Source organism: Candidimonas nitroreducens, assembly GCF_002209565.1.
Lineage (GTDB): Bacteria > Pseudomonadota > Gammaproteobacteria > Burkholderiales > Burkholderiaceae_B > Candidimonas > Candidimonas nitroreducens.
Genome location: NZ_NJIH01000001.1, coordinates 34,031 through 54,954, shown reverse-complemented (window position 1 = coordinate 54,954; position 20,924 = coordinate 34,031). Strand labels below are relative to the sequence as shown.

Genomic DNA, 20,924 nt, shown 5'->3' with positions numbered 1-20,924 from the left:
AAGGGGGGTTTAATAAAATTTAAGGCTTGAGGGCCATCGACCAGGCTTGCAAGCCGGCTACCGGCCCGCCATCGGCCTGATCATCCGCCCATCATCTGCCGCAGCGCCAGCGCCGTCAACAGCCGGGATTACCGGCCGCGTAGGGCTGGCGCCTTATGTCCGGCGGCACCACAAACAACGGGATCAGGCAAATATGGAACTCAGGCAATTGCGCTACTTCGTGCGGGTCGTCGAGCTGGGCAGCATGGGCCGCGCCGCGCTGGAACTGGGCGTGACCACCTCCACCCTCAGCCAGCAGATCAGCCGGCTCGAAAGCGAACTGTCGACCCGGCTGCTGCAGCGTCTGTCCACCGGCGTCGTGCCCACGGGCGCCGGCATCGAGTTCTGGCAGCATGCGCAGACCGTGCTGCGCCAAGTAGAGATCGCCGCCAACGCGGCGCAGGAAGGCCGGCTGTCGGGAGCGGTAAGAATAGGCATGGCGCCCACCTTGGCGCTGCGCCTGGCGCTGCCCCTGATCCGCGCCATGCGCGAACGCTATCCCAAAATACGGGTCAACATCGTCGAAGGCCTGTCGGCCTACCTGACCGTGCTGATCGACGCCCGCCGGCTCGATCTGAGCCTGCGCTTCGACATGGGCGAAGACCCGCGCATGCACGTCACCCCGCTGCTCAAGGAATACCTGTACGTCATCGGCCGCAACGACCTGCCCGGCATGCCCCTGGGGCGCAGCACGCGCCTGGAGCACCTGGCCAAGCTGCCGCTGATACTGCCCAGCGGCCGGCACACCCTGGTCAGCATCATCATGAATGCCTTCAAGCGGCGCAACACCATACCCAACGTGGTGTCGGAAATCGACGGGCTGAACACCCTGATGGGCGCGGTGCAAGCCGGCATGGGCGCCACCATACACCCCAGCTCGGCGGTCTCGGTCACGAACGACGAGCGCATCGTGCTGGTGCCCATCGCCGACAAATCCCTGTACCGCTGCAGCATACTCACCAGCCACCCCGACGACGAACTGTCGCCCGCGGCCCTGGCCACCCGCGTCGTCCTCAAGGAAGTGGCGCATGAGCTGATTCGCGACGGCGCATGGGAAGGCGCCTCGATCCTGGACGAAAAAGGATTGGGGACATCCTTTGCCGCCTAGACGCCAGGGCCTATTGCTGCGGGAAGAGGCGTCTCTACTGCATCAACAGGCCCAGTGCAGGGGCCCCCTCCGGCTATCAGGCCAGGGCCTCTCGCACATCCGCCCGCAGCACCGGCAGCACCTCGGCCTCGAACCAGGGATTGCGCTTGAGCCAATTCTGGTTGTGCCACGATGGATGCGGCAAGGGAAACACGTGCAGCGCCGGGATGGTCTGGCGCAGTTCGCGCCACGAATGCACTGTGTCCGTAACGTTGCGCTTGGGCAGCCCCGGCGCCAGTCGATCCAGGTGCCAGCGTTGCGCGTAGCCGCCGATCAGCAACAGCAGCGTCAAATTCGGCAGTTGCGCGAACAAGGGCTCGCGCCAGATTTCCGCGCATTCCCGGCGCGGCGGCAAATCGCTGCCGTCGCTCTTGTTGCCGGGGAAACAAAAGCCCATGGGCACGATCGCCACGCGCGAGGCATCATAGAATTCGCTGTCTTCAATACCCATCCACTGCCGCAATCGTATCCCCGAGCGGTCATTGAACGGGCGGCCGCTTTCATGCACGCGCGCGCCCGGCGCCTGGCTGGCAATACAGATGCGGGCTGTCTGGGCAACCTGCACCACCGGCCGCGGCTCGTGCGGCAAGGGGCTCCCGTAGCGGGGCTGGTCGCGACAAGCCCTACAGGCGCGGATGGAAGCCAGCAGCGCCTCGAAACTTTGCTTATTTTTGGTCACGATTAAAACCTGGATTGCGGCAAATGCCGAACCGCGCGGCGGAAATCGTGACGCGGCCCATAACCGTTCAGTTTACCGGACAGGCAAACAGGCGGCGCAGGGCCGCTGCGGGCTGGGTCGGTGCCGGCTTATTTCCCGGACAAATTGATATGGCGCAGCCTTTCCGTTTCGGCCTGGTTCAAGCGTGCCGCCTCTTTCTCGGCATACGCCCGTTCGCCCGGATCATAAGGCCCCGAGTAATCGCAGCTGCGAGGACTCCACTTGCACTGATTGCCCAACAGCGTGTCGCGACGAGCGCTCGAAGTGCCGGATGAACTGCACCCCGAAGCAAGCAAAACAAAGAACAGCGCCGCACCACAACGGCACAAGATTCGAACAGACATGCACTAGGCCTTGATAAAGCTATTCCAGCCGTCTTTATACCAAAGCCCCCAGCGCCGAACCCGCAGGGAAAACCACCAAAAATGCAAGCAAAAGCTTCGAAACCGCAATTAGCCGATGATGGTTGTGTCTCACATGGCGCCCGTACGGCTTCGAAGGTGCTAGCCTAACTTCATACATAGCAAAAAAGAGATAAAATTATGGCATGGCGTATCGTTCTCATACCCGAAGCAGAAGCGGAATTATTGGCCTTGCCCGAAGACATGCAGGCTCGATTCCTGCGTATCGTCGACTTACTGGAAGACCTGGGGCCGCAACGCGTCGGTATGCCCCATGTACGCATCGTGGAGGGAAAACTATGGGAAATTCGTTTGGCAGGCCGTGATGGCATCGCTCGCGCTATTTATATGGCACAGGCCGCCCAACAACTGACAGTACTTCACGTGTTCATAAAGAAAACGCAGAAAACCCCACGCCGGGCTATCGAAATAGCCTACGCCCGGATGAAGGAGAAATAACATGACTGACTATACAAGCCTGAAAAAGCGCCTGCTGGCCAATCCCAAGGTCAAGGCCGAGTACGATGCCCTGGCCCCCGAGTTTGCTCTGGCCAGAGAACTCATCACTGCCCGTACCCGTGCGGGCCTGACGCAAGAACAGCTGGCGCGCAGAATGCAGACGACGCAATCTACCATCGCGCGTATGGAAAGCGGCCGCGGTTTGCCTTCATTACGCACTTTGTCGCGGTACGCCGAAGCGACCGGCAGCCGAGCCGTAGTCCGGCTGGTGTCAGCAGGCCATGCAAAGAGCGCGAAAACCTGATTCACCATGGCCCGCGTGTAAATTGCAGCACTATTACGACTACAGCGAGGCATGCTCCAGGATTTCCTGCCCCATCAATACGCATTGGCCCGGCATCTGCGCATAGATCAGATGCATGCGGTACTGCCCCTTGTAGACACTGCCCCAGACTTCCAGCACATCGAATTTCTGTTTCGGATTGGCGGGATTCTTGAAGGGGTGCAGTACCTTCACATCGTCGTCGACCTCGGCGCGCGTATCGCCGTCCACGTGGAATTTCAGCAGCTTCAAGGCCTGCGCAACCGCATCTTGCGCGCACGGATGTGGCGCGGCCCGGGCTACCCCGGCAGAGGCCATGGAAAGACTGAATACGGCGGCAGCCAGATATCGGGGCAATGTCATCGACATAGAGGGCATCATAATCGTCCAGACGGGTAATGGTGGGTCAGAGCATACTACGCGTACCTAAACTGCACAGGAGCCGTCCGCAAGAACGACGACGCGCACCGCCATGCTCAGGATCACAAACGAAACCTCCGCCAAGCGGCATTCAGCCTGAAGAGGCTCACGACGGCCTCGCGCCCGCGGCTCGCTGCGCCGCAACCTGGCGCACGCTATCGAGCAAAGCTCGAACCGCGCGCGACGGCACCACGTCGCTGCGCAGGGTCAGGCCGACCGAGGCTCTGGTATTTAGCGCAACGCAAGGCAAGCGCACCAGGCGGCCGGTACGCAGGTCTTCTTCCACCACGCCTATCGCAATCACCCAGACGGCCTGGCTGCTGCAGACGTACGCACGGGAAAACGTGTCGGACACAGTCTCGACCGTGTCCCTGCCTATGCCCAGCCCATGACGCAGAAAAAACAAATCCACGCTATGCCGGATGGCGGTACCAACCGGCGCGATCACCATGGGATAGGCCAATACGGCCGCCGGCTCGACCTGATGGCCTACCGCCAGCGGATGGCCCGGCCGCGCCACCAGCACCAGCTCTTCTTCATAGAAATGCTCGTACGACAGCCCTTGCATCTCGGCGGGCTCCGCCAGGCGGCCCAGCACCAGATCCAGCTCGCCGCGCTTGAGCAGCGCCAGCAGATCCGCATTGACCCCCGCACGCACGCTCAGGCGGGCCGCCGGCCAGCTTTGCTTGAATAATTGAACCGCCCGCGGAACCACAGTGGAAGCCACCGTCGGCAGAGTGCCAATGGCAATCGTGACGACATCGGATCGAACCGCGGACGAAATCTGATCCAGGCCTTCGCGCAGGGTTCTCAGGCTGCTGCCGGCGTAGCCGAGCAGCACCAAGCCTTTTTCCGTCAGCGCGGCGCCGCGCCGCGAGCGCACGACCAGGGCCGTGTCCAGCAGGCTTTCCAGTTCCGTCAGCGTCTTGGATATGGCCGGCTGTGAAATACACAGGGACTCTGCCGCGCGGCCCATGTGGCGATGGGCGGCTATAGCGACCAGGCACTGCAAGTGCCGCAGCTTGACCCGGCCGAGCCCGGACATGGCCTCTGAAAATGTATCCTGGACATCCGTGGCGGTACCGGATACAGGTTCCGGAGGGGCAAAATCAGCGGTCATATCATAACCAGATCGAAAATACCTTTAATTTAATTTCATTTTTCATAACCAAAATGATCCCATAAACTACGGTTCGACAACAATAATTTTCATGGAGCGACAACCGTGCATATCATCAAGGCCTGTCTCACAACCCTGGCCGGCGCCATCGCCCTGGCCGCCGCACCCAGCCAGGCGCAAAGCCCGTATCCCAGCAAGCCCATCCATATTCTGACGGGCTCGTCTCCAGGGGCTCCCTCCGATCTGGTCGCCCGCATCCTGGCCGACAAGCTAAGCAAGCAGCTCAAGCAGCCGGTTGTCGTCGAAAACCGCGCCGGGGCCAATAACAGCTTGGCAGCCCAGGCAGTTGCCAGGGCCGACGCGGACGGCTATACCCTGTTGGTTACGCCCGGCACTGCCGTCACGGTCAACCCGCTGCTGTACCCCAAGGAACGCTTCAACCCGCGCACCGATCTGGTTCCCATATCGCTGGTCGCCAGCTTCAATCAAATACTTATCTGCAATGCCTCGCGCAATATCCACAACGTCAAAGAACTGGTGGCGCGCGCCAAGAAGGAAAACCTGACCTATGCATCCGGCGGGCGGGGCTCGCCGGGCAATCTGGCCGCCGAGCTGTTCCTGGACGCGGCCGGCATCAAGATGACCCACATTCCCTACAAGGGCCCCAGCCCCGCGGTCACCGCCATCATGGGCGGCCAGGTCGATTGCGGCTTCCTGACCACGCCCACCGTGCTGCCCCACGTCAAGAGCGGGCGCCTGACGGCACTCCTGGTTTCCTCTTCAACGCCTTCGCCCATGGCGCCCAACGTCCCCACCCTGCCCCAAGTCGGGCTGCGCGATATCGAAGGCTCGTTCAACGAATACCTCATGGCGCCCAAAGGCATTCCCGCCAATATCCAGCAGCTGCTGCAGAACGCGACGCAGCACATCGTCAAGGAACCGGACGTGCGCAGCAAGCTGACCTCGCTGGATCTCACCCCCGTCGGATCCACCGCGGAACAAGGCGCCGAACGCATCACGCAAGACACCAAAAAGTGGACTGCGGTCGTCAAGCGTATCGGCCTGCAATCTCAATAGGCGCGAATAGGCATAGCGACTTCCGGCGCTACGCAACGGCTACTCGGATGCAGGCAAGCGCCATCATTGCTGCGGACGGCAAGGCTCGCATCACGGGCGTCGAAACATTGATCCCGTGGTGGAGCTATACCAAGACGGCATTGTCCATTGCGCTGCTGCGCCTGTCGGAAGACGGCAAGATCGACCTCGACGAAACCGTCGATGGCAAGCCGTACACGCCCGCCCAACTGCTGCGACACGAAGCCGGCTTGCCGGATTACGGCTTGCTTGCGGCCTACCATGCTGACGTCCGTGCGGGTCGCCCGCCGTGGACGATCGATGCCTTGATGAAGGCCATCGATGCAGACCGGTTGCGCTACGAGCCCGGCCAGGGCTGGGCCTACTCGAACATCGGCTACTGGCAGGTCGCGCGCCTGATCGAACAAATAACGGGCCGGCCGCTAGCCGAGGCACTTGCCGATCTCGTTTTCGCTCCGGCCGGGTTGCCCACGGCCAGGCTTGCCGCTACACCCGGCGATCTTGCGGACGTCTGCATGGGCGATGCCAGCGGCTATCATCCAGGCTGGGTGTATCACGGCCTGGTCGTCGGAACGGCGACGGACGCCGCGCGGCTATTGCTCCGTCTGCTGCAAGGCCGATTGATGCAGGAACGCACGCTTGCCAGAATGCTGGCACCCAAAGCCCTTCCGCAGTTTCGCACCGAGCGCTATCCCGACCCCGCCTACGGTATGGGCCTCATGCTGCAAGCAACGGATCCGCTCGCGCATCCCATAGGCCATAGCGGCAGCGGCCCGGGCAGCGACATTGCCGTGTATGGGTGGCAAGGCACAGCCTGCGCCGTCTGGGCCGCTGCATCGAGTGGAATCGACACGGCGGTGCAGGCCTTTGGAATGCTGGAAGACAGAGGCTGAGCATTCACATCCAGCCCCTATCAACAGCGATTCAATCTCAGGCCGCGCAAATCGAGCCCATGCGAGACGTCACACGCATGGGGCGTAGGCAATGGCACAACTATCAATTACATTATGGCCTGCTAAGCAGAACATCGTCCCCCACACCGGCGAGGACAACCCCGAGGCAAACCCTATAGTCATGATGCTTCCTTTTCTTACCGCTGCCATCGCGCTCTGGCTGGGCCTGACAGGCAGGCGCAGCCCTTGTTTGTGGTTGTGGCTGTTGACCTCGATTATTTTTGCCGCCTGGTGCTATCAGCACATGACCGGTACATTGTCTATCTCGCTATAACGCGCCATGGCAAACTACACAAGCATTCAAGCCCACCCGTGGTCGCGCCCCCTCAATTGCCTCGCACTGGCCGGCCTGTGCGCCGTGCTGCTGTTCGCGTTTGCCTGGCAAATACTTTTCAGCGAGCCGCCCTGCCCCCTATGCCTGCTGCAGCGCGCGGCCTTCGCCATGGCCGGCGTAGGCTTGCTGTTGAACATACGATTCGGCGCTTCGCCCCTGCATTACGGAATCGTCATTCTCTCGGCGCTGGGCGGCATGTTCGTGGCCGGCCGCCAGATTCTGCTGCACATCGCTCCCAATGACGCCGGCTTCGGCAGCCCGTTCCTGGGGCTGCATTTTTATACCTGGGCATTCATCGCATTTGCCGCGCTCATCGTGTTTTGCAGCGTCGTGCTTACTTTCGAGCGCTTCACTGGGCACGACACTCGGCAGTCGCGCAGCGGCTTCGCGGTTGCGCTCGTCATGTGGCTGTTTCTGGTGCTAAGCGCCGCCAATGCGCTGTCGACGACTCTTGAATGCGGCTTCGGCCCCTGCCCCGACGACCCCACCGGCTACCTGTGGCTGTCGCCGGGCTCCGGAACAAAATAATCACGAAGACGCATTTGAGCAGACGGCGAGCGCCGTACTCCTGGGTGGCTGGGCATCCAGCCGCCTAGACGTTGCCGTTGTGGACGAATACAAAGCCCCTACGGGATCGTGGAAAGTCGGCGAACCAAAGCCACCGCAAGCAGCCCCAGCGACACGAACAGGCCCGGCAGGCTAAGAACCTGGGGTAGGCGTGGGTACGGGCGTGGGGGTACGGAAGAAATTCAGCCCCAGGAAAGACTCAAGGGCTTACGTGATTTCTCACGTAAGCCCTTGATTTTGTTGGTCGGGACGGCGGGATTCGAACTCGCGACCCCTTGCACCCCATGCAAGTGCGCTACCAGGCTGCGCTACGCCCCGATACCGGACACCTTGCGGCTACCGGCTTGCCTTCCGCGGGCTACGCCCCCGGTCAGCGAAAGCCGAGATTCTAGCATAAATATTTTGTCGCAGATGCGAGCGGGCACTATCCAGCGGCCACACCGCTTATACGGTGCGCCGAGCTTTCCGCGAAGCGCTGCGGCAGCGGCAACCGGCAACCGGCAAGCCTATGGGTAAGCAAGCGGACAAACAAGGCCTTGCGGCTATTTGCCGAGCAGCACCACGTTCGACGTCTGGGACGCGCTGTTCGTGTTTCCAGTGGAAATGAAGGAGCTTGAACTGCCGGTGAGAACCGCCGTGTTGCCCGCAGCCAGCCCGACTTGTATGTTGCGCGCCAGCACGCTGTCGCCCAGAGTATGCAAGGCAACGCCCGACTGGCTTGCGTCGTTGTGAGAGGACGAGGACATGCCGGAGCTGAATGTGAGCGCCGGCCATTTCTGGCTGTCTGACGACAGGCCCTGGCCATAAGGGGCCACCGGAGTGAAACTGCCTATGGGCGCATAGGTGCCAATGCCCGAAGAATCGGCCATCGAGACGGTTGCGAACGTCAAGCCCGCCGCCATCGCCAGAACGGCGCAAGCCGCGAAGCCCCGCTGCGCCGAGCGCTTGGGCTGGCCGGGAATTTGGGTATGATTCATGACGACCTTCCTTTGCGAGATACGCGCTTCATGCACCACTACCGCACACGCAACCCGATGCGGCTGTATATAGGAAAGTCTCTACCTAATTACACAAAAGTCAACCAAAGATAATTTTGGTTTCATTTAGACACGGGATCGCTCAACTGACGGCCTTGCCCACCCCCATGGCCACCAGGCGCTGCGCCAGTTCGGGCGAAGCCAGCGACTCCTGGTAATGAGCGCGCAGCACCTCGGGGATCGCGGTGCAGTAAGCCGTGTCCATCAGGTCGGACTTGATGGTGGCCAGCACCCCCGGCGCGCAGGCCAATAGATCCTGCACGTAGGAGTCCACCGTGCTGCGCAAGGCGGCGGGCTCGACCAGCTCGCTCAGGAAGCCGACACGCAGCATCTCTTCGTCGGAAATGGCGCGCGCCGTCATGAACAGCTTCTTGGCCGTGGCCAGCCCCAGCGTACCCACGTAGCGGCGCAGGCCGCCGGGATAATAATGCAGCCCGAAGCGGCTGGCCGGCATCAGCATGCGGCTGCCCCGCACCCCGATGCGCAGGTCGCAGCACAGCGCCAGGTCGGTTGCCCCGCCATATATGCTGCCGTTCATCGCGCATACCGTGGGTAGCGCGAAGCGTTCGAGCCGGTCGAGCATGTCTTCGAAGCGGCTGTCGAGCTGATCCAGGATCGCCCCCAGCGTATAGCCCGAGCTGAAGGTCTTGTCGCCCGTACCGGTGATCACCAGCACCCGCACGCCTTGCGTGGACGCGGCGCGCGCCAGCAAGCCGTCGATGACGGTGCAGTCTTCGGGCGCGATGCGGTTGTGCTGGCTGGGGCGGCACAGCGTCAAGGTGGCCACGGGCCCTTCGACTGCCAGGCTCGGCTCGCGATCCGCGATCGTATCCATTGAATCTCTCCGGGAATGCGCCAGCATGGCGCCAAAGGCATTATTCTGCCGTATTCCCGATTGATCCGCCGGCATCCACGCCTGACCGCGCCGCCGGACGGCCGAGCCGCCCGGGCAGCAAGGGCGGTCAGCTACTTGGCGGGGATGATGCCGGGATGCTGCTGCAGGAACTGTTCCCAGCGCTTGGATTGCTTGGCAATATAGTCCCCGTACCCCTTCGCGTCCAGGGTGCCTGGCTGCGCTCCGGACTGAATGATTTTGTCCTGATAGGTTTTGTCCTTCAGTACGCTGGCAAGGGCGTGCGACAACTTGTCGACGACCGGCTTGGGGGTTCCGGCGGGAGCCATGAGCCCGAAAACCGAAGTTATGGTCACGCCAGGGAACCCCAGCTCCGCCATGGTCGGCAAATCTTTGGCGCCAGGCCAGCGCTGCGAGGACGTAATGGCCAGGGCCTTTACTTTGCCGGCCTTCGCGTTGGCCAGGCCATTGGTCAAATTGTCGAACATCATTGAGACGCGCCCGGCCAGCAAGTCCATCTGCGCCGCATTGGTGCCCTTGTACGGCACGTGCGTGATGTCGATCTTGGCGGCGGAGCCGAGCAGCGCGCCCGCCAGATGGCTCACGGTGCCGGTGCCGGCAGAGCCGTAATTGAGCGTATGGGGATGCTGGCGCGCGTAATCGATCAGACCCTTGAGGGAGTCTACGGGTACGCTGGGATTCACCACCAGCACGTTCGGGGCGTCGGCAATCAAGCCTATAGGTGCGAAATCTTTCTGCAGGTTGTACCCCGTGCTTTTCTTGGCAAGCGGGGTGATGATGTCGGACACGACATTCACCAGCAGGGTGTAGCCATCGGGCTTGGATTTGGCTACGGTTGCAGCCGCGATCGCACCGCTGGCCCCCGCCAGGTTTTCCACCACGAATTGCTGCCCGAGTATCTGCTCCAGCCCATGCGCCGCGATTCTTGCATAGAGATCGGTCGGGCCTCCGGGCACGAAGCCCACGATGACTTTGACGGGCCGGTTCGGATACGAGCCGGAGGTAGCCGCTGCGGCGGCAATGGAGCCCGAAGCTGCCAGGCAGGCCGCCACGGCGACCTTCATCAACAGATTTTTCATTTTGTCTTCCTCGATTGGTGTGCCTGCATGCAGGCTTGTTGTCAGGCGTCAATCCACGCTGATTTTCCCCAGCTGAATCACCTTCTGCCAGCGCTGCTCTTCATTGGTGACGAATTGAGTGAAGGCCTTGCGCCCGCCCGGCATGGCCTGGGCACCCTCTTTCGCGATGAAGTCGAGCACGCCTTGCCGCGCCATGACCGCGGACAAGGCCGTGTCGAGCTTGTGCACAATCGGCGCCGGGGTATTCGAATTGATGAAAAAGCCGAACCATGTGCCGGTGGCCAGGTCTATGCCCTGCTCTTTCAGTGTGGGCACCTGCGGCAAGGCATCCAGGCGCTTGTCGGCCGCCACGCCCAGGCCGGCCAGCCTGCCGCTTTTTATCAGCGACAACACGGGCAGGATGCTGGACATCAGAAAATCGGTCTGGCCGGCAAGCACGGAAGCTTGCGCCGGGCCACCGCCTTGATACGGCACATGGGTAGCATCCAGGCCGGTCGCCTGGATCAGCAGCTCGGTGCCCAGATGGGGACTGCTGCCTATGCCGTAGGAAGCGAAATTCAGCTTGCCGGGATGCGCCTTGGAATAAGCAACCAGATCCTTGACGTCATGGAAGCGCTTTTTTTCGCTGGTGACGATGATGGACGGCGAGTAAGCCAGGCCCCCCAGGGGCATGATGGCAGCGGGATCGTAGGGCAGCTTCTTGTACAGGTAGCGATTGGTCGCGGTATTGATGGAGCCCACCAGTATCGTGTAGCCGTCGGCGGGCGCGTGGGCCACATAAGAAGTGCCGATCACCGTGCCCGCACCGGGCTTGTTTTCGACCACCACGGGCTGCTTCAGCTCTTTTTCCAGGGCTTGCGCGGCATAGCGGGCCAGCGTGTCGGTGCCGCCGCCCGGCGGAAACGGCACCACGAACTTGATCATGTGGCTGGGATAGGCCTGTGCCGCGGCGGCCGCCGTCGCCGTGACGTGCAGGCCCGCCGCCATCAGCGCTAGGCCGGATACCCACCCGAGGCGAGCCATTTTCCGTAGAGTCATATCGCTTAGGGTCATATCGTATTCCTGGCAAATGCCGGGCGCCCGCCCGGCCCTTTTATTGCTTGTGAGCGGTATCGGTCTGGAAGCGAGTGACTTCATAGACCGGAATACCGGTGTCGATCACCTTGCACTTCTCTTGTTCCAGCTGAGCCTTGCGGGTCGCGGCGCGCAGCACCTCGGCGGCCCTGGAAATAGGGACGAAGCAGACGCCGGTGTCGTCAGCGATGACGATGTCGCCCGGCGACACACGGACGCCGCTCATGTCGATATCGCCATTGATTTCCACGGTCTGGATGCGCCACTTGCCGGTAACCGGCGTGATTTCCGTTGCCCAGACCGGGTAGTCGACCGAGCGGGAATGGGCCACGTCGCGTATCGCGCCCGAAATAATGGCGCCGGCCTCGCCCTGGCGCTTGCCGGTCTGCGCCGAGATGCCGCCCATGTTCGAGATGCCGACCACCCCATCGATGACAATGACGTCGCCCGGCAGCGCCAGATTGTGGGCTTCGAACTCGGCCATTTTATTGACCTTGTTGCGCGCGGTCTCGTAGGGATGCTCGCGCTGCACGATGTTGCGCACCGTGAGCGCGGGCCCGACGATGCAGCGCCCGGCAATAGTGGGCCTGTAGAGCGAGGCGCCCAGGACGCCGGTGATGCCCAACTCGTCGAGCACGTCGCTGACCACGCACGACGCGTCTCCGAGCGCCTTGAAGCCTTCTATGAGGCCTTGCTCGGGGCGCGGGACTTCCATCATTTTGATGCGGCTGGCGTCTATCTTGCCGGTTAGCGGCTTGTCCTTCGGTGCCATTTTTTTCCTTCGTCCTTAGGGTATGTGACCAGGAAATTATGGAAGACCGCCTGCATCAGGGTCAAACGATATAAACTCGCTCTAGCTTGAGTATTTTTAAAGTGAAAACCAGCCGACCATGAACGCGCCACCCTTGTATGCGATCAAAGTATTCGAGATCGCCGCGCGCCATGAAAGCTTCAAGCAGGCCGCCATCGAGTTGTCGCTGACGGCCGGCGCCGTCAGCCGGCAGATCGCCCTGCTCGAGAAACACCTGGGCACCCCTTTGTTCCACAGGCTGCACCGCGAGGTCAGGCTCACGGCCAGCGGCAAAGACTACTGGGAGCAGATTTCCGCACCCCTGCAGCAGCTTTCCACGGCCACCACGGCCGTGCGCCAGCGCAACCGGATGAATGCGCTGCACATCTGGTGCCCCATGACTTTTTCCCTGCGCTGGCTGATTCCTCGATTGATGAAATTTCAAGTTGAATTCCCGGAATGCCACGTTACCTTCTCGACCACGCTGGCGCCCGTCGACTACCGCCTGAACAACGCCGACGTGGCGATACGCATCGGTCGCGGCAACTGGCCCAACCTGTCCAGCCAGAAGCTGATCGACATCGAGTTGATTCCGGTATGCAGCCCGGCATTCCTGGCGAGCCACCCCCTGGCCTGCTACGACGACCTGAATCGCCATACCCTGCTGCACTCCATGGTGCACCCGGACTACTGGAACACCTGGTTTCGGGCCATGCGGGTGGCGCATGCGGACACGCAAGAAGGCATACGTTTCGGCAGCGTCAGCCTGGCCTACCAGTTCGCCAGAGAAGGCTATGGCATCGCCATTGCGCAGCACGCGCTGGTGGTCGAGGATCTGGAATCCGGTGCGCTGGCCGCGCCCTTCCCCGAGCGTGTCAAGATCCCCGACGCGTTCTACCTGATCCATTCCGAGGCCACGGCCGACAAGTATTACGCCCAGGAATTCCGCGCCTGGCTGGCCCAGGAAGCCGCTACGTTCGAAGCCCAGCGGCAACAGGCCTAGCACCGCGCCGCACTCGCGGCACGAGAATGCTTTAAATGCCGAGCCGCGCAATAGCGCGGCTCGCCTTGTAGTGTGAACAGGCGGCTCTAGGCTCTAGGTATGGCCGGCTGCAGCCACGGCCTCGCCGACCAGATCCGCCAGCTTGCGGCATTGTTTGCCCGCGGCATCGAAATTGCGCGGATCCAGCCACTGCTCGAAGCCGCGCTTGATTGCCGGCCATTCGCTGTCCAGTATCGAGAACCACGCGGTGTCACGGTTGCGGCCTTTGTAGACCACGGCCTGGCGGAATATGCCCTCGAACCGGAAGCCATAGCGCAAGGCGGCGGCGCGCGAGGCGGCGTTCAGGCTGTCGCACTTCCATTCGTAGCGGCGGTAGCCCAGCTCGTCGAAGGCCCGGCGCATCAGCAGGAACTGGGCCTCGGTGCCTGCGGGCGTGCGCTTGACTCGTGGAGAATAGGCCACAGAGCCGACTTCGATCACGCCGTTGGCCCGGTCAATGCGCATCAGCGCAAGTGTGCCGACGGCCTTGCCCGTGGCAAGATCGATGATGGCGTGATGCAGCGGGTCATCCAGGCTTGCGGCATGTTCCAGCCAGCTGCGGTAGTCTTCGAAAGCGGCGAACGGGCCCACCGACATGTAAGTCCAGTCGCGCCCGTCGGCGGCGCTGCCGTAGGCCTCGTAAAGATCCGCCGCATGGCGCATGTGCAGCGGTTCCAGACGGCAGTAGCGGCCGTCGATTGCGCTGCGCGCAGGCAGGCTGCGGGCGGCCCAGCCGTCGACCGCAAAACCCACGGGCTGCTCGTACTCGTTGCGACGCGTAGCCATGCAGGCGGCCCCCTTTTTGTGCAAACTGCGAACAGGCCCTAGATCATACCCATTTCCAGCCGCGCCGCCTCGCTGATCATCTCGCGGCTCCAGGGTGGATCCCACACCAGTTGCACTTCGGCCTCGTCCACGCCATTTATGGAAAGCAGCTTGGCGCGCGCCTCGTCGGCGATCAGGGTGCCCATGCCGCAACCGGGCGCGGTCAAGGTCATGTTGACCTCGATGCGGAAGTGCCCTGCTTCGGCCAGCGGGCTGACGGTACAGCCGTAGACCAGGCCGAGATTGACGATGTCGATGGGAATCTCGGGGTCATAGCAGGTGGCCAGCAGTTCCCAGGCCGATTGCTCCACGGATTCAGCCGTGGCCGGCCCTTGCGGCGCGTCGACCTGTTCGGCTTCTTCGGGTTCGAGCCCCAGCGCATCGGCGTCGCGATCCTGGATGCGGTACAGATTGCCCCGCACCATGACCGTGTAGCTGCCGCCCAGGTGCTGGGTGATCTGCGCCTGGCTGCCTGCGTCCAGCGTCACCGGCGAGCCCCAGGGCACCTGAACCGCCGGGCAGTCGCGGGTGAGTTCTATATCGTAAGTGCGACCTATCATCATTGCCTCGTCATTGCTGCGTTACTACGTTGTTGCGTTGCATTATTCCGTTTGCGCGGTGTCCGCGGCATCCACCAGCGCGTTGTGTAGGGTGTGCCAGGCCAGCGTGGCGCACTTCACCCGGGCGGGGAATTCCTTCACACCGGACAGCACCTCGAGCTTGCCGAAATCGCGCCCTGGATGATCCGGGCCGGTAAGCATGGCGTGGAAATCCTGGAACAACGCCTCGACCTCGGCCACCGGCTTGCCCTTGACCGCCTCGGTCATGAGCGAGGCCGAAGCCGTGGATATGGCACAGCCGTGGCCCACGAAGCTGACGTCGGCCACCACGCCGCCTTCGAGGCGCAGATACACGGTAAGCTGGTCGCCGCATAGCGGGTTGTGCCCGTCGGCATGGTGGTTGGCCTCGGGCATGGGGTGGAAATTGCGCGGCTGGCGGTTGTGGTCGAAGATCACTTCCTGGTAAAGCTCGCGCAGATCGCCGCCGTATTCGCTCATTGCAGAGCCCTCCTGCGCGACATCGTCATTTGCTACCCCCGTTGAACAGATCGATGGCCTTGCGCACTGCGGCGGCCAGCGCGTCGATGTCGGCCAGGCAGTTGTACAGGCCGAGCGAAGCGCGTGCAGTGCCGGGTATGCCATAGCGCGTCATCAGCGGCATGGCGCAATGGTGGCCGGCGCGTATCGCCACCCCTTCCATGTCGAGTATGGTGCCCAGGTCATGCGGATGAATGCCATCGATCACGAAGGACAGGATGGCGGCCTTGTGCCGCGCGGTGCCTATCAGGCGCAGGCCCTCGATGCCCGACAGCGCCTGAGTGCCGTAGGCCAGCAGTTCCTGTTCGTGGGCTTCGATCGCGTCCAGGCCCAGCTGCTGTACGTAGGCGATGGCCGCGTCCAGCCCGACCACGCCGGCGATATTGGGGGTGCCGGCCTCGAAGCGCTGCGGCACGTCGGCATAGGTGCTGGCCTCGAAGGACACGGTGCGTATCATGTCGCCCCCGCCCTGCCAGGGCGGCATGGCCTGCAGCAATTCGTGGCGCCCGTACAGCGCGCCTATGCCAGTGGGGCCGTACAGCTTGTGCCCGGAAAACGCATAAAAATCGCAGCCCAGGGCCTGCACGTCCACGGCCTGGTGCGCCACGGCCTGGGCGCCGTCCAGCAGCACCAGCGCACCCGCCGCATGCGCGGCGCGCACGATCTCGGCCACCGGGTTGACGGTGCCCAGGGCATTGGAAACATGGGCCGCCGCCACCAGCCGGGTGCGCGCACCCAGCAGGCCGTGGAAGGCGTCCATGTCCAGTTCGCCGCTGTCGCTGATGGGCACCACCTTGATGACGGCGCCGGTGCGCGCGGCCAGCATCTGCCAGGGCACGATGTTGGAGTGGTGCTCCAGGGCGGTCAGCAGGATCTCGTCGCCCGCCTTCAGATTGGCCTGGCCCCAGGTTTGCGCCACCAGGTTGATGGCCTCGGTGGTGCCGCGGGTGAAGATGATTTCGTCGCTGCGCGCCGCGTTCAGCAAAGCACGCACGCGCTCGCGCCCAGCCTCGTACAGGTCGGTGGCGTGCTGCGACAGCCAATGCACGCCGCGGTGGATATTGGCGTTGTCCTCCAGGTAGTAGCGGCTTTCGGCGTCAATGACCGAACGCGGCTTCTGGGTAGTGGCGCCATTGTCCAGATACACCAGGCGCCGCTTGCGTATGGGGCGCTGCAATATGGGAAAGTCGGCGGCCCACTGCAGGCCCTGGTCGGAAGTACCATCCGACAGCACCGAAGCGGCGGCAAGATTTTCCGAGCGTTGCGTGTTCGCGTTCATGCCAGTTCCTCCAGGTCGGCCCCGCCCGGCAGGCGCCGGCGTACCGCTGCCGAAGCGCGCCGGCGCAGGGGTTCGAGCTCGATGCGCTGCAGGGTCTCGGCGGCGAAGGCATAGGTCAGCAGGTTGCGCGCGTGGGCCGGGTCGAAGCCGCGCGAACGCAGATAGAACAGGCTGGAATCGTCGATCTGCCCCACCGTGGCGCCGTGGGCGCACTTGACGTCGTCGGCGTAGATTTCCAGCTCGGGGCGCGTATCGGCCTGGGCCAGCTTGGACAGCAGCAGGCTGTCGGAGCGCTGCACGGCATCGGTGCGGTCGGCGCCTTCCGCCACGAGTATGCGCCCGGCGAACACGCCGCGCGCCGCGCCATCGAGAATGCCGCGATAGTACTCGCGGCTGTTGCAGCCGGGGCGCGCATGATCGATGCGGGTGTGATGGTCTACGTGGCGGCGCGCATCGGCATAGTACAGGCCATTGAACAAGGTTTCACAGGCCTCGCCCTGAAAGCTCGTGGTGATGTCGTTGCGCGCCAGCCGGGCGCCCAGCGACAGGGAATGCGACACGAAGGCCGAACCGCGCTGCTGCACCACGTCGGTGGCCGCAAGGTGGAAGGCCTGGGCGGACTCTTCCTGCAGCTTGCAGTGGGTGATGCGGGCGTCGCGGTCGAGATGACCGCGCGTCACGGCATTGGTGAAAGTGGTGGGGCCGTCGGCGCCCAGGTAGTGCTCGACGATGGTCGCCTGCGCACCGGCCTCGGCCACGATCACGTTGCGCGGGAAGCTGGCGCCGCGCGCGGCGGCGATGAACACCAGATGCACGGGCGCTTCCAGCGCCACGCCGCGCCCTATATGGATGTAAGCCCCGTCGGCGGCCAGGGCCAGGTTCAAGGCCTCGGTGGTCGCGCCATCGCCGGGCGCGCCCAGGTACGGGCGCAGCAGTTCGGGGTCGGCTTCCAGCACGGCGGCCAGCGGCTCGACGCGCACCGCGGCCGGCAAGGCGCCGATGTGCGACAGCGCCGCATCGTAGCGGCCGTCCACGAATGCCAGGACATGGCCCGCCAGGCTGTCCAGCAGCGGCTTGGCCAAGGCCAGGGATTCATCCGCCGCCGCGCCAGCATCGGCGAATTCCTGCTGCTGCAGGCTGGCCAGCGAAGTGTGGTGCCAGTCTTCCAGGCCGGTGCCGGGCCAGCCCAGATCCGCAAAACGCTCGATGGCCAGCCGGCGGGTTTCGGCCAGCCAGGGCGCTCGCGCACCGGCCAGGCCGGCGCCGCGCCGGGCGAATTCCTGCGTCCAGCGCTGCACGGCCTGCGCCGCTACAGCGCCCAGTTGCCCTGCACCGCTCATGACGCTGCCCCTTGCCGCGCCGCCGCTGCCACTTCCTCTTCGATCCAGCCGTAGCCGCGCTCTTCCAGTTCGAGCGCGAGTTCGCGCCCGCCCGAGCGCACGATGCGCCCGTGCGCCAGCACGTGCACGAAATCGGGCACGATGTAGTCCAGCAGGCGCTGGTAGTGGGTAATGACGATCAGCGAGCGCTCGGGCGAGCGCAGGCGGTTGACACCGTCGGCAACGATGCGCAGCGCGTCGATGTCCAGGCCCGAATCGGTCTCGTCCAGAATCGCCAGGCGCGGTTCCAGCAAGGCCATCTGCAGCACCTCGTTGCGCTTCTTCTCGCCGCCCGAAAAGCCTTCATTGACCGAGCGATACAGGAATTCTTCGCGCATGTCGACCGCCTTCATCTCGCTCTTGACGCGCTTGATGAAGTCCATGGCGTCGAGCTCGGGCAGGCCGCGGTGGCGCCGCACCGCATTGACGGCCGCCTTCAGGAAATAGGCATTGGAAACGCCCGGTATTTCGACCGGATACTGGAAGGCCAGGAACAGCCCGGCGCGGGCGCGTTCTTCGGCCGGCATGGCCAGCAAGTCTTGGCCGTCCCAGTCTACGCTGCCCTGCTCGACGCGGTAGTCTTCGCGCCCGGCCAGCACCGAGGCCAGTGTGCTCTTGCCCGAGCCGTTGGGGCCCATGATGGCATGTACTTCGCCCTGGCCGATGCTCAGGTTCAACCCACGCAAGATCTTCTTGTCTTCGATCGAAGCGTGCAAATTCTTGATGTCCAGCATTATTTCTCCTAGCCTACGCTGCCTTCCAGGCTCACGCCCAGCAATTTCTGTGCCTCTACCGCAAATTCCATCGGCAGTTCCTTGAATACTTCCTTGCAGAATCCATTGACGATCATCGACACCGCGTCTTCGGCCGACAGGCCGCGCTGCATGGCGTAGAACAGCTGCTCTTCGCCGATGCGCGAGGTAGTGGCCTCGTGCTCGACCTGGGCGCTGGGGTTGCGCACCTCGATGGTGGGAAACGTGTGCGCCGCACAGGTCTTGCCGATGAGCAGCGAATCGCACTGGGTGAAGTTGCGCGCACCTTCCGCCTTGGGCGTCATGCGCACCAGGCCGCGGAACACGTTGCTGCCGCGCCCGGCCGAGATGCCCTTGGACAATATGGTGCTGCGCGTGTTGCGCCCCATGTGGATCATCTTCGAGCCGGTGTCGGCCTGCTGGTAGTTGTTGGTCAACGCCACCGAATAGAACTCGCCCACGGAACCGTCGCCGTGCAGCACCACGCTGGGGTATTTCCAGGTGATGGCCGAACCGGTTTCCACTTGCGTCCAGGAAATGCGCGAACGCGGGCCGCGGCAGTCGCCGCGCTTGGTGACGAAGTTGTAGATGCCGCCCTTGCCTTCCTTGTCGCCCGGGTACCAGTTCTGTACCGTGGAATACTTGATGCGCGCGTCGTCCAGCGCCACCAGTTCCACCACCGCGGCGTGCAGCTGGTTCTCGTCGCGCATGGGCGCCGTACAGCCTTCCAGGTAGCTGACCGAGGCGCCCTCGGCAGCGATGATCAGGGTGCGTTCGAACTGTCCGGAATTCTGCGCATTGATGCGGAAATACGTGGACAGTTCCATCGGACATCGCACCCCTTTGGGTATGTACACGAAAGAGCCGTCGGAGAACACCGCGGAATTCAGCGCGGCGTAGAAATTGTCGTTGGGCGGCACCACGCTGCCCAGGTACTGGCGCACCAGGTCGGGATGGTTCTTCACCGCTTCGGAAAACGAACAGAAGATCACGCCGTGTTCAGCCAGCTGCTTCTGGAAGGTGGTGGCCACGGACACCGAATCGAACACCGCGTCTACGGCCACCCCGGCCAGGCGGGCGCGCTCGTGCAAGGGCACGCCCAGCTTTTCATAGGTGCGCAGCAATTCGGGGTCGACCTCGTCCAGGCTCTTGGGGCCGTCTTTCTTCTGCTTGGGCGCCGAATAATAGATGATGTCCTGGAAATCGACCGCCGGGTACTTGACCCGCGCCCATTCCGGCAGGCGCATGGTAAGCCAGTGCCGATAGGCGGCCAGGCGCCATTCGAGCATGAATTCGGGCTCGCCCTTCTTGGCCGAGATCAGGCGTATGGTGTCTTCCGACAGGCCCTTGGGCACGGTGTCGGATTCCAGCTCGGTGACGAAACCGGCCTCGTACTCCCGGTCTAGAAAAGAGTCGATCTTTTCGGTGACTGGACTCATTTACGCAAACTCCATGATTGGGATACATCACATGCGCCGGGCGCCGCCTGCGGCAGCTCCAGGCCATGCCCTGGGTAATCGAGAGGCAGCGGATGCAGCATGTCGGCCACGCTGACCTCTTCCAGCGTGCGGCGCACGATGGCATTGATGTGCCGCCAGTTGCTGCGGATCTGGCAGCCGGCCTCGAAGCTGCACACGCCCGGCGTGGCACTGCATTCGGTCAGGCCGAAGGGCTGGTCTTCCAGCGCATCGACCAGCTGGGCGATGCTGATGCGTTCGGGCGGCCGGCTCAGCACGTAGCCGCCGTGCGGGCCGCGGCTGCTTTTGACCAGCTCGTTGCGCGCCAGCGCCTTGAGCACCTTGCTGACCGTGGGTTGACCCAGCCCCAGCGTAGAGGCCAGGTCGGCCACGCTGAATACGCGATCGGGACAGGCAGCCATGTGCGTAAGCACGAGGGTGCCGTAATCGACGATTTTGCTGATGCGCAACATGCTGCGGGCCTCCGGAGGGTTCCTGAACCGGGCTAAACAGTACTTCTTTGGTACTATTTTAGCAAGAAACACCCTGCTGCCTTCAGGGGTGTGTGTTGCATGGGGGTTCCAGAGGCCGGCCTTTTTGGCTACGATGGGTATCGCATCCACCGCAACGCTTGCTTGGCCGCAGCCCGCCGGCATCCCGCGGC

24 protein-coding genes and 1 tRNA gene are annotated in these 20,924 nt (G+C 63.1%); 8 read left to right on the top strand and 17 right to left on the bottom strand.

The window, feature by feature from the left end:
- Window positions 1-193 precede the first annotated feature (193 nt).
- Entirely contained in the window at window positions 194-1,147 is a 954-nt protein-coding gene (locus CEY11_RS00295; protein ID WP_088601353.1) for a LysR family transcriptional regulator, read from the top strand.
- 76 nt (window positions 1,148-1,223) lie between these two features.
- Here CEY11_RS00295 and CEY11_RS00290 read toward each other — a convergent pair whose 3' ends face one another.
- Window positions 1,224-1,868 (bottom strand): uracil-DNA glycosylase family protein, encoded by a 645-nt coding sequence (locus CEY11_RS00290; protein WP_408608093.1) that lies wholly within the window; start codon window positions 1,866-1,868, stop codon window positions 1,224-1,226.
- 578 nt (window positions 1,869-2,446) lie between these two features.
- On the opposite strand from CEY11_RS00290, the gene CEY11_RS00280 reads away from it, so the two are divergent.
- Both CEY11_RS00280 and CEY11_RS00275 read left to right on the top strand, forming a co-directional pair.
- Window positions 2,447-2,764, top strand: coding sequence for a type II toxin-antitoxin system RelE/ParE family toxin (locus CEY11_RS00280; protein ID WP_088601350.1), 318 nt, complete (start codon window positions 2,447-2,449; stop codon window positions 2,762-2,764).
- 1 nt (window position 2,765) lies between these two features.
- Window positions 2,766-3,068 (top strand): helix-turn-helix domain-containing protein, encoded by a 303-nt coding sequence (locus CEY11_RS00275; RefSeq protein WP_088601349.1) that lies wholly within the window; start codon window positions 2,766-2,768, stop codon window positions 3,066-3,068.
- Window positions 3,069-3,107: 39 nt separating this feature from the next.
- Here CEY11_RS00275 and CEY11_RS00270 read toward each other — a convergent pair whose 3' ends face one another.
- A complete protein-coding gene (locus CEY11_RS00270) occupies window positions 3,108-3,455 on the bottom strand; it encodes a hypothetical protein (protein WP_233154648.1) in 348 nt (115 codons plus the stop codon).
- A gap of 157 nt (window positions 3,456-3,612) precedes the next feature.
- A complete protein-coding gene (gene pcaQ / locus CEY11_RS00265; RefSeq protein ID WP_158215148.1) occupies window positions 3,613-4,551 on the bottom strand; it encodes a pca operon transcription factor PcaQ in 939 nt (312 codons plus the stop codon).
- Window positions 4,552-4,731: 180 nt separating this feature from the next.
- Between pcaQ and CEY11_RS00260 the strand changes: the two genes are divergently transcribed.
- The 4 genes from CEY11_RS00260 to CEY11_RS00245 all read left to right on the top strand — a co-directional run bounded on the left by CEY11_RS00260 (window position 4,732) and on the right by CEY11_RS00245 (window position 7,536).
- A complete protein-coding gene (locus tag CEY11_RS00260) occupies window positions 4,732-5,703 on the top strand; it encodes a Bug family tripartite tricarboxylate transporter substrate binding protein (protein ID WP_088601347.1) in 972 nt (323 codons plus the stop codon).
- A 47-nt stretch (window positions 5,704-5,750) separates the two neighbouring features.
- Entirely contained in the window at window positions 5,751-6,614 is an 864-nt protein-coding gene (locus CEY11_RS00255) for a serine hydrolase domain-containing protein (RefSeq protein ID WP_088601346.1), read from the top strand.
- 91 nt (window positions 6,615-6,705) lie between these two features.
- A complete protein-coding gene (locus CEY11_RS00250) occupies window positions 6,706-6,948 on the top strand; it encodes a DUF5993 family protein (protein WP_088601345.1) in 243 nt (80 codons plus the stop codon).
- A gap of 6 nt (window positions 6,949-6,954) precedes the next feature.
- Window positions 6,955-7,536, top strand: a complete 582-nt coding sequence (locus CEY11_RS00245) for a disulfide bond formation protein B (RefSeq protein ID WP_088601344.1) — start codon at window positions 6,955-6,957, stop codon at window positions 7,534-7,536.
- A gap of 280 nt (window positions 7,537-7,816) precedes the next feature.
- On the opposite strand, the gene CEY11_RS00240 is transcribed toward CEY11_RS00245, so the two are convergent.
- From CEY11_RS00240 to CEY11_RS00215, 6 genes are all read right to left on the bottom strand, one after another.
- Window positions 7,817-7,893 (bottom strand) — tRNA-Pro (locus CEY11_RS00240).
- A gap of 224 nt (window positions 7,894-8,117) precedes the next feature.
- The gene (locus tag CEY11_RS00235; protein WP_088601343.1) at window positions 8,118-8,552 is read right to left on the bottom strand and encodes a hypothetical protein; all 435 of its coding nucleotides are present in this window, start codon (window positions 8,550-8,552) and stop codon (window positions 8,118-8,120) included.
- 142 nt (window positions 8,553-8,694) lie between these two features.
- The gene (locus CEY11_RS00230; RefSeq protein ID WP_158215147.1) at window positions 8,695-9,447 is read right to left on the bottom strand and encodes an enoyl-CoA hydratase/isomerase family protein; all 753 of its coding nucleotides are present in this window, start codon (window positions 9,445-9,447) and stop codon (window positions 8,695-8,697) included.
- 131 nt (window positions 9,448-9,578) lie between these two features.
- Complete coding sequence (locus CEY11_RS00225; protein ID WP_088601341.1) at window positions 9,579-10,565, bottom strand: Bug family tripartite tricarboxylate transporter substrate binding protein; 987 nt, start codon at window positions 10,563-10,565, stop codon at window positions 9,579-9,581.
- Between the two features lie 48 nt (window positions 10,566-10,613).
- A complete protein-coding gene (locus CEY11_RS00220; protein ID WP_158215146.1) occupies window positions 10,614-11,618 on the bottom strand; it encodes a Bug family tripartite tricarboxylate transporter substrate binding protein in 1,005 nt (334 codons plus the stop codon).
- 40 nt (window positions 11,619-11,658) lie between these two features.
- Window positions 11,659-12,411 (bottom strand): RraA family protein, encoded by a 753-nt coding sequence (locus CEY11_RS00215; RefSeq protein ID WP_088601339.1) that lies wholly within the window; start codon window positions 12,409-12,411, stop codon window positions 11,659-11,661.
- 118 nt (window positions 12,412-12,529) lie between these two features.
- Here CEY11_RS00215 and gcvA point away from each other — a divergent pair, with 118 nt between their 5' ends.
- Window positions 12,530-13,432, top strand: a complete 903-nt coding sequence (gene gcvA, locus CEY11_RS00210; RefSeq protein ID WP_088601338.1) for a transcriptional regulator GcvA — start codon at window positions 12,530-12,532, stop codon at window positions 13,430-13,432.
- Window positions 13,433-13,525: 93 nt separating this feature from the next.
- On the opposite strand, the gene CEY11_RS00205 is transcribed toward gcvA, so the two are convergent.
- The 8 genes from CEY11_RS00205 to CEY11_RS00170 are packed head-to-tail and all read right to left on the bottom strand — an operon-like array spanning window position 13,526 to window position 20,733.
- On the bottom strand, window positions 13,526-14,257 hold the full coding sequence (locus tag CEY11_RS00205; RefSeq protein ID WP_088601559.1) for a GNAT family N-acetyltransferase: 732 nt from the start codon (window positions 14,255-14,257) through the stop codon (window positions 13,526-13,528).
- A gap of 38 nt (window positions 14,258-14,295) precedes the next feature.
- Complete coding sequence (sufT, locus tag CEY11_RS00200) at window positions 14,296-14,859, bottom strand: putative Fe-S cluster assembly protein SufT (RefSeq protein WP_408608089.1); 564 nt, start codon at window positions 14,857-14,859, stop codon at window positions 14,296-14,298.
- Window positions 14,860-14,898: 39 nt separating this feature from the next.
- Window positions 14,899-15,354: a Fe-S cluster assembly sulfur transfer protein SufU gene (gene sufU / locus CEY11_RS00195; RefSeq protein ID WP_088601337.1), complete on the bottom strand. Its 456-nt coding sequence runs from the start codon at window positions 15,352-15,354 to the stop codon at window positions 14,899-14,901.
- Between the two features lie 25 nt (window positions 15,355-15,379).
- Window positions 15,380-16,672 (bottom strand): cysteine desulfurase, encoded by a 1,293-nt coding sequence (locus CEY11_RS00190; protein ID WP_088601336.1) that lies wholly within the window; start codon window positions 16,670-16,672, stop codon window positions 15,380-15,382.
- Entirely contained in the window at window positions 16,669-18,012 is a 1,344-nt protein-coding gene (gene sufD / locus CEY11_RS00185; RefSeq protein WP_088601335.1) for a Fe-S cluster assembly protein SufD, read from the bottom strand. Before sufD ends, CEY11_RS00190 begins: the two co-directional genes overlap by 4 nt.
- On the bottom strand, window positions 18,009-18,785 hold the full coding sequence (sufC, locus tag CEY11_RS00180; protein WP_088601334.1) for a Fe-S cluster assembly ATPase SufC: 777 nt from the start codon (window positions 18,783-18,785) through the stop codon (window positions 18,009-18,011). Before sufC ends, sufD begins: the two co-directional genes overlap by 4 nt.
- A gap of 8 nt (window positions 18,786-18,793) precedes the next feature.
- Window positions 18,794-20,242, bottom strand: coding sequence for a Fe-S cluster assembly protein SufB (sufB, locus tag CEY11_RS00175; RefSeq protein WP_088601333.1), 1,449 nt, complete (start codon window positions 20,240-20,242; stop codon window positions 18,794-18,796).
- Window positions 20,239-20,733 (bottom strand): SUF system Fe-S cluster assembly regulator, encoded by a 495-nt coding sequence (locus CEY11_RS00170; RefSeq protein WP_088601332.1) that lies wholly within the window; start codon window positions 20,731-20,733, stop codon window positions 20,239-20,241. Before CEY11_RS00170 ends, sufB begins: the two co-directional genes overlap by 4 nt.
- Window positions 20,734-20,924 lie beyond the last annotated feature (191 nt).

Bases quoted from the DNA above. Each gene is read 5' to 3' on its own strand.
- CEY11_RS00275 (WP_088601349.1), top strand. From the start codon at position 2,766: ATGACTGACTATACAAGCCTGAAAAAGCGCCTGCTGGCCAATCCCAAG.
- CEY11_RS00295 (WP_088601353.1), top strand. From the start codon at position 194: ATGGAACTCAGGCAATTGCGCTACTTCGTGCGGGTCGTCGAGCTGGGC.
- sufU (WP_088601337.1), bottom strand. From the start codon at position 15,354: ATGAGCGAATACGGCGGCGATCTGCGCGAGCTTTACCAGGAAGTGATC.
- CEY11_RS00225 (WP_088601341.1), bottom strand. From the start codon at position 10,565: ATGAAAAATCTGTTGATGAAGGTCGCCGTGGCGGCCTGCCTGGCAGCT.
- pcaQ (WP_158215148.1), bottom strand. From the start codon at position 4,551: ATGTCCGGGCTCGGCCGGGTCAAGCTGCGGCACTTGCAGTGCCTGGTC.
- CEY11_RS00220 (WP_158215146.1), bottom strand. From the start codon at position 11,618: ATGACCCTAAGCGATATGACTCTACGGAAAATGGCTCGCCTCGGGTGG.
- CEY11_RS00280 (WP_088601350.1), top strand. From the start codon at position 2,447: ATGGCATGGCGTATCGTTCTCATACCCGAAGCAGAAGCGGAATTATTG.
- gcvA (WP_088601338.1), top strand. From the start codon at position 12,530: ATGAACGCGCCACCCTTGTATGCGATCAAAGTATTCGAGATCGCCGCG.
- sufB (WP_088601333.1), bottom strand. From the start codon at position 20,242: ATGAGTCCAGTCACCGAAAAGATCGACTCTTTTCTAGACCGGGAGTAC.
- CEY11_RS00250 (WP_088601345.1), top strand. From the start codon at position 6,706: ATGGCACAACTATCAATTACATTATGGCCTGCTAAGCAGAACATCGTC.
- CEY11_RS00270 (WP_233154648.1), bottom strand. From the start codon at position 3,455: ATGTCGATGACATTGCCCCGATATCTGGCTGCCGCCGTATTCAGTCTT.
- sufT (WP_408608089.1), bottom strand. From the start codon at position 14,859: ATGATGATAGGTCGCACTTACGATATAGAACTCACCCGCGACTGCCCG.
- CEY11_RS00245 (WP_088601344.1), top strand. From the start codon at position 6,955: ATGGCAAACTACACAAGCATTCAAGCCCACCCGTGGTCGCGCCCCCTC.
- CEY11_RS00255 (WP_088601346.1), top strand. From the start codon at position 5,751: ATGCAGGCAAGCGCCATCATTGCTGCGGACGGCAAGGCTCGCATCACG.
- sufD (WP_088601335.1), bottom strand. From the start codon at position 18,012: ATGAGCGGTGCAGGGCAACTGGGCGCTGTAGCGGCGCAGGCCGTGCAG.
- CEY11_RS00235 (WP_088601343.1), bottom strand. From the start codon at position 8,552: ATGAATCATACCCAAATTCCCGGCCAGCCCAAGCGCTCGGCGCAGCGG.
- CEY11_RS00190 (WP_088601336.1), bottom strand. From the start codon at position 16,672: ATGAACGCGAACACGCAACGCTCGGAAAATCTTGCCGCCGCTTCGGTG.
- CEY11_RS00215 (WP_088601339.1), bottom strand. From the start codon at position 12,411: ATGGCACCGAAGGACAAGCCGCTAACCGGCAAGATAGACGCCAGCCGC.
- CEY11_RS00170 (WP_088601332.1), bottom strand. From the start codon at position 20,733: ATGTTGCGCATCAGCAAAATCGTCGATTACGGCACCCTCGTGCTTACG.
- CEY11_RS00230 (WP_158215147.1), bottom strand. From the start codon at position 9,447: ATGGATACGATCGCGGATCGCGAGCCGAGCCTGGCAGTCGAAGGGCCC.
- CEY11_RS00205 (WP_088601559.1), bottom strand. From the start codon at position 14,257: ATGGCTACGCGTCGCAACGAGTACGAGCAGCCCGTGGGTTTTGCGGTC.
- sufC (WP_088601334.1), bottom strand. From the start codon at position 18,785: ATGCTGGACATCAAGAATTTGCACGCTTCGATCGAAGACAAGAAGATC.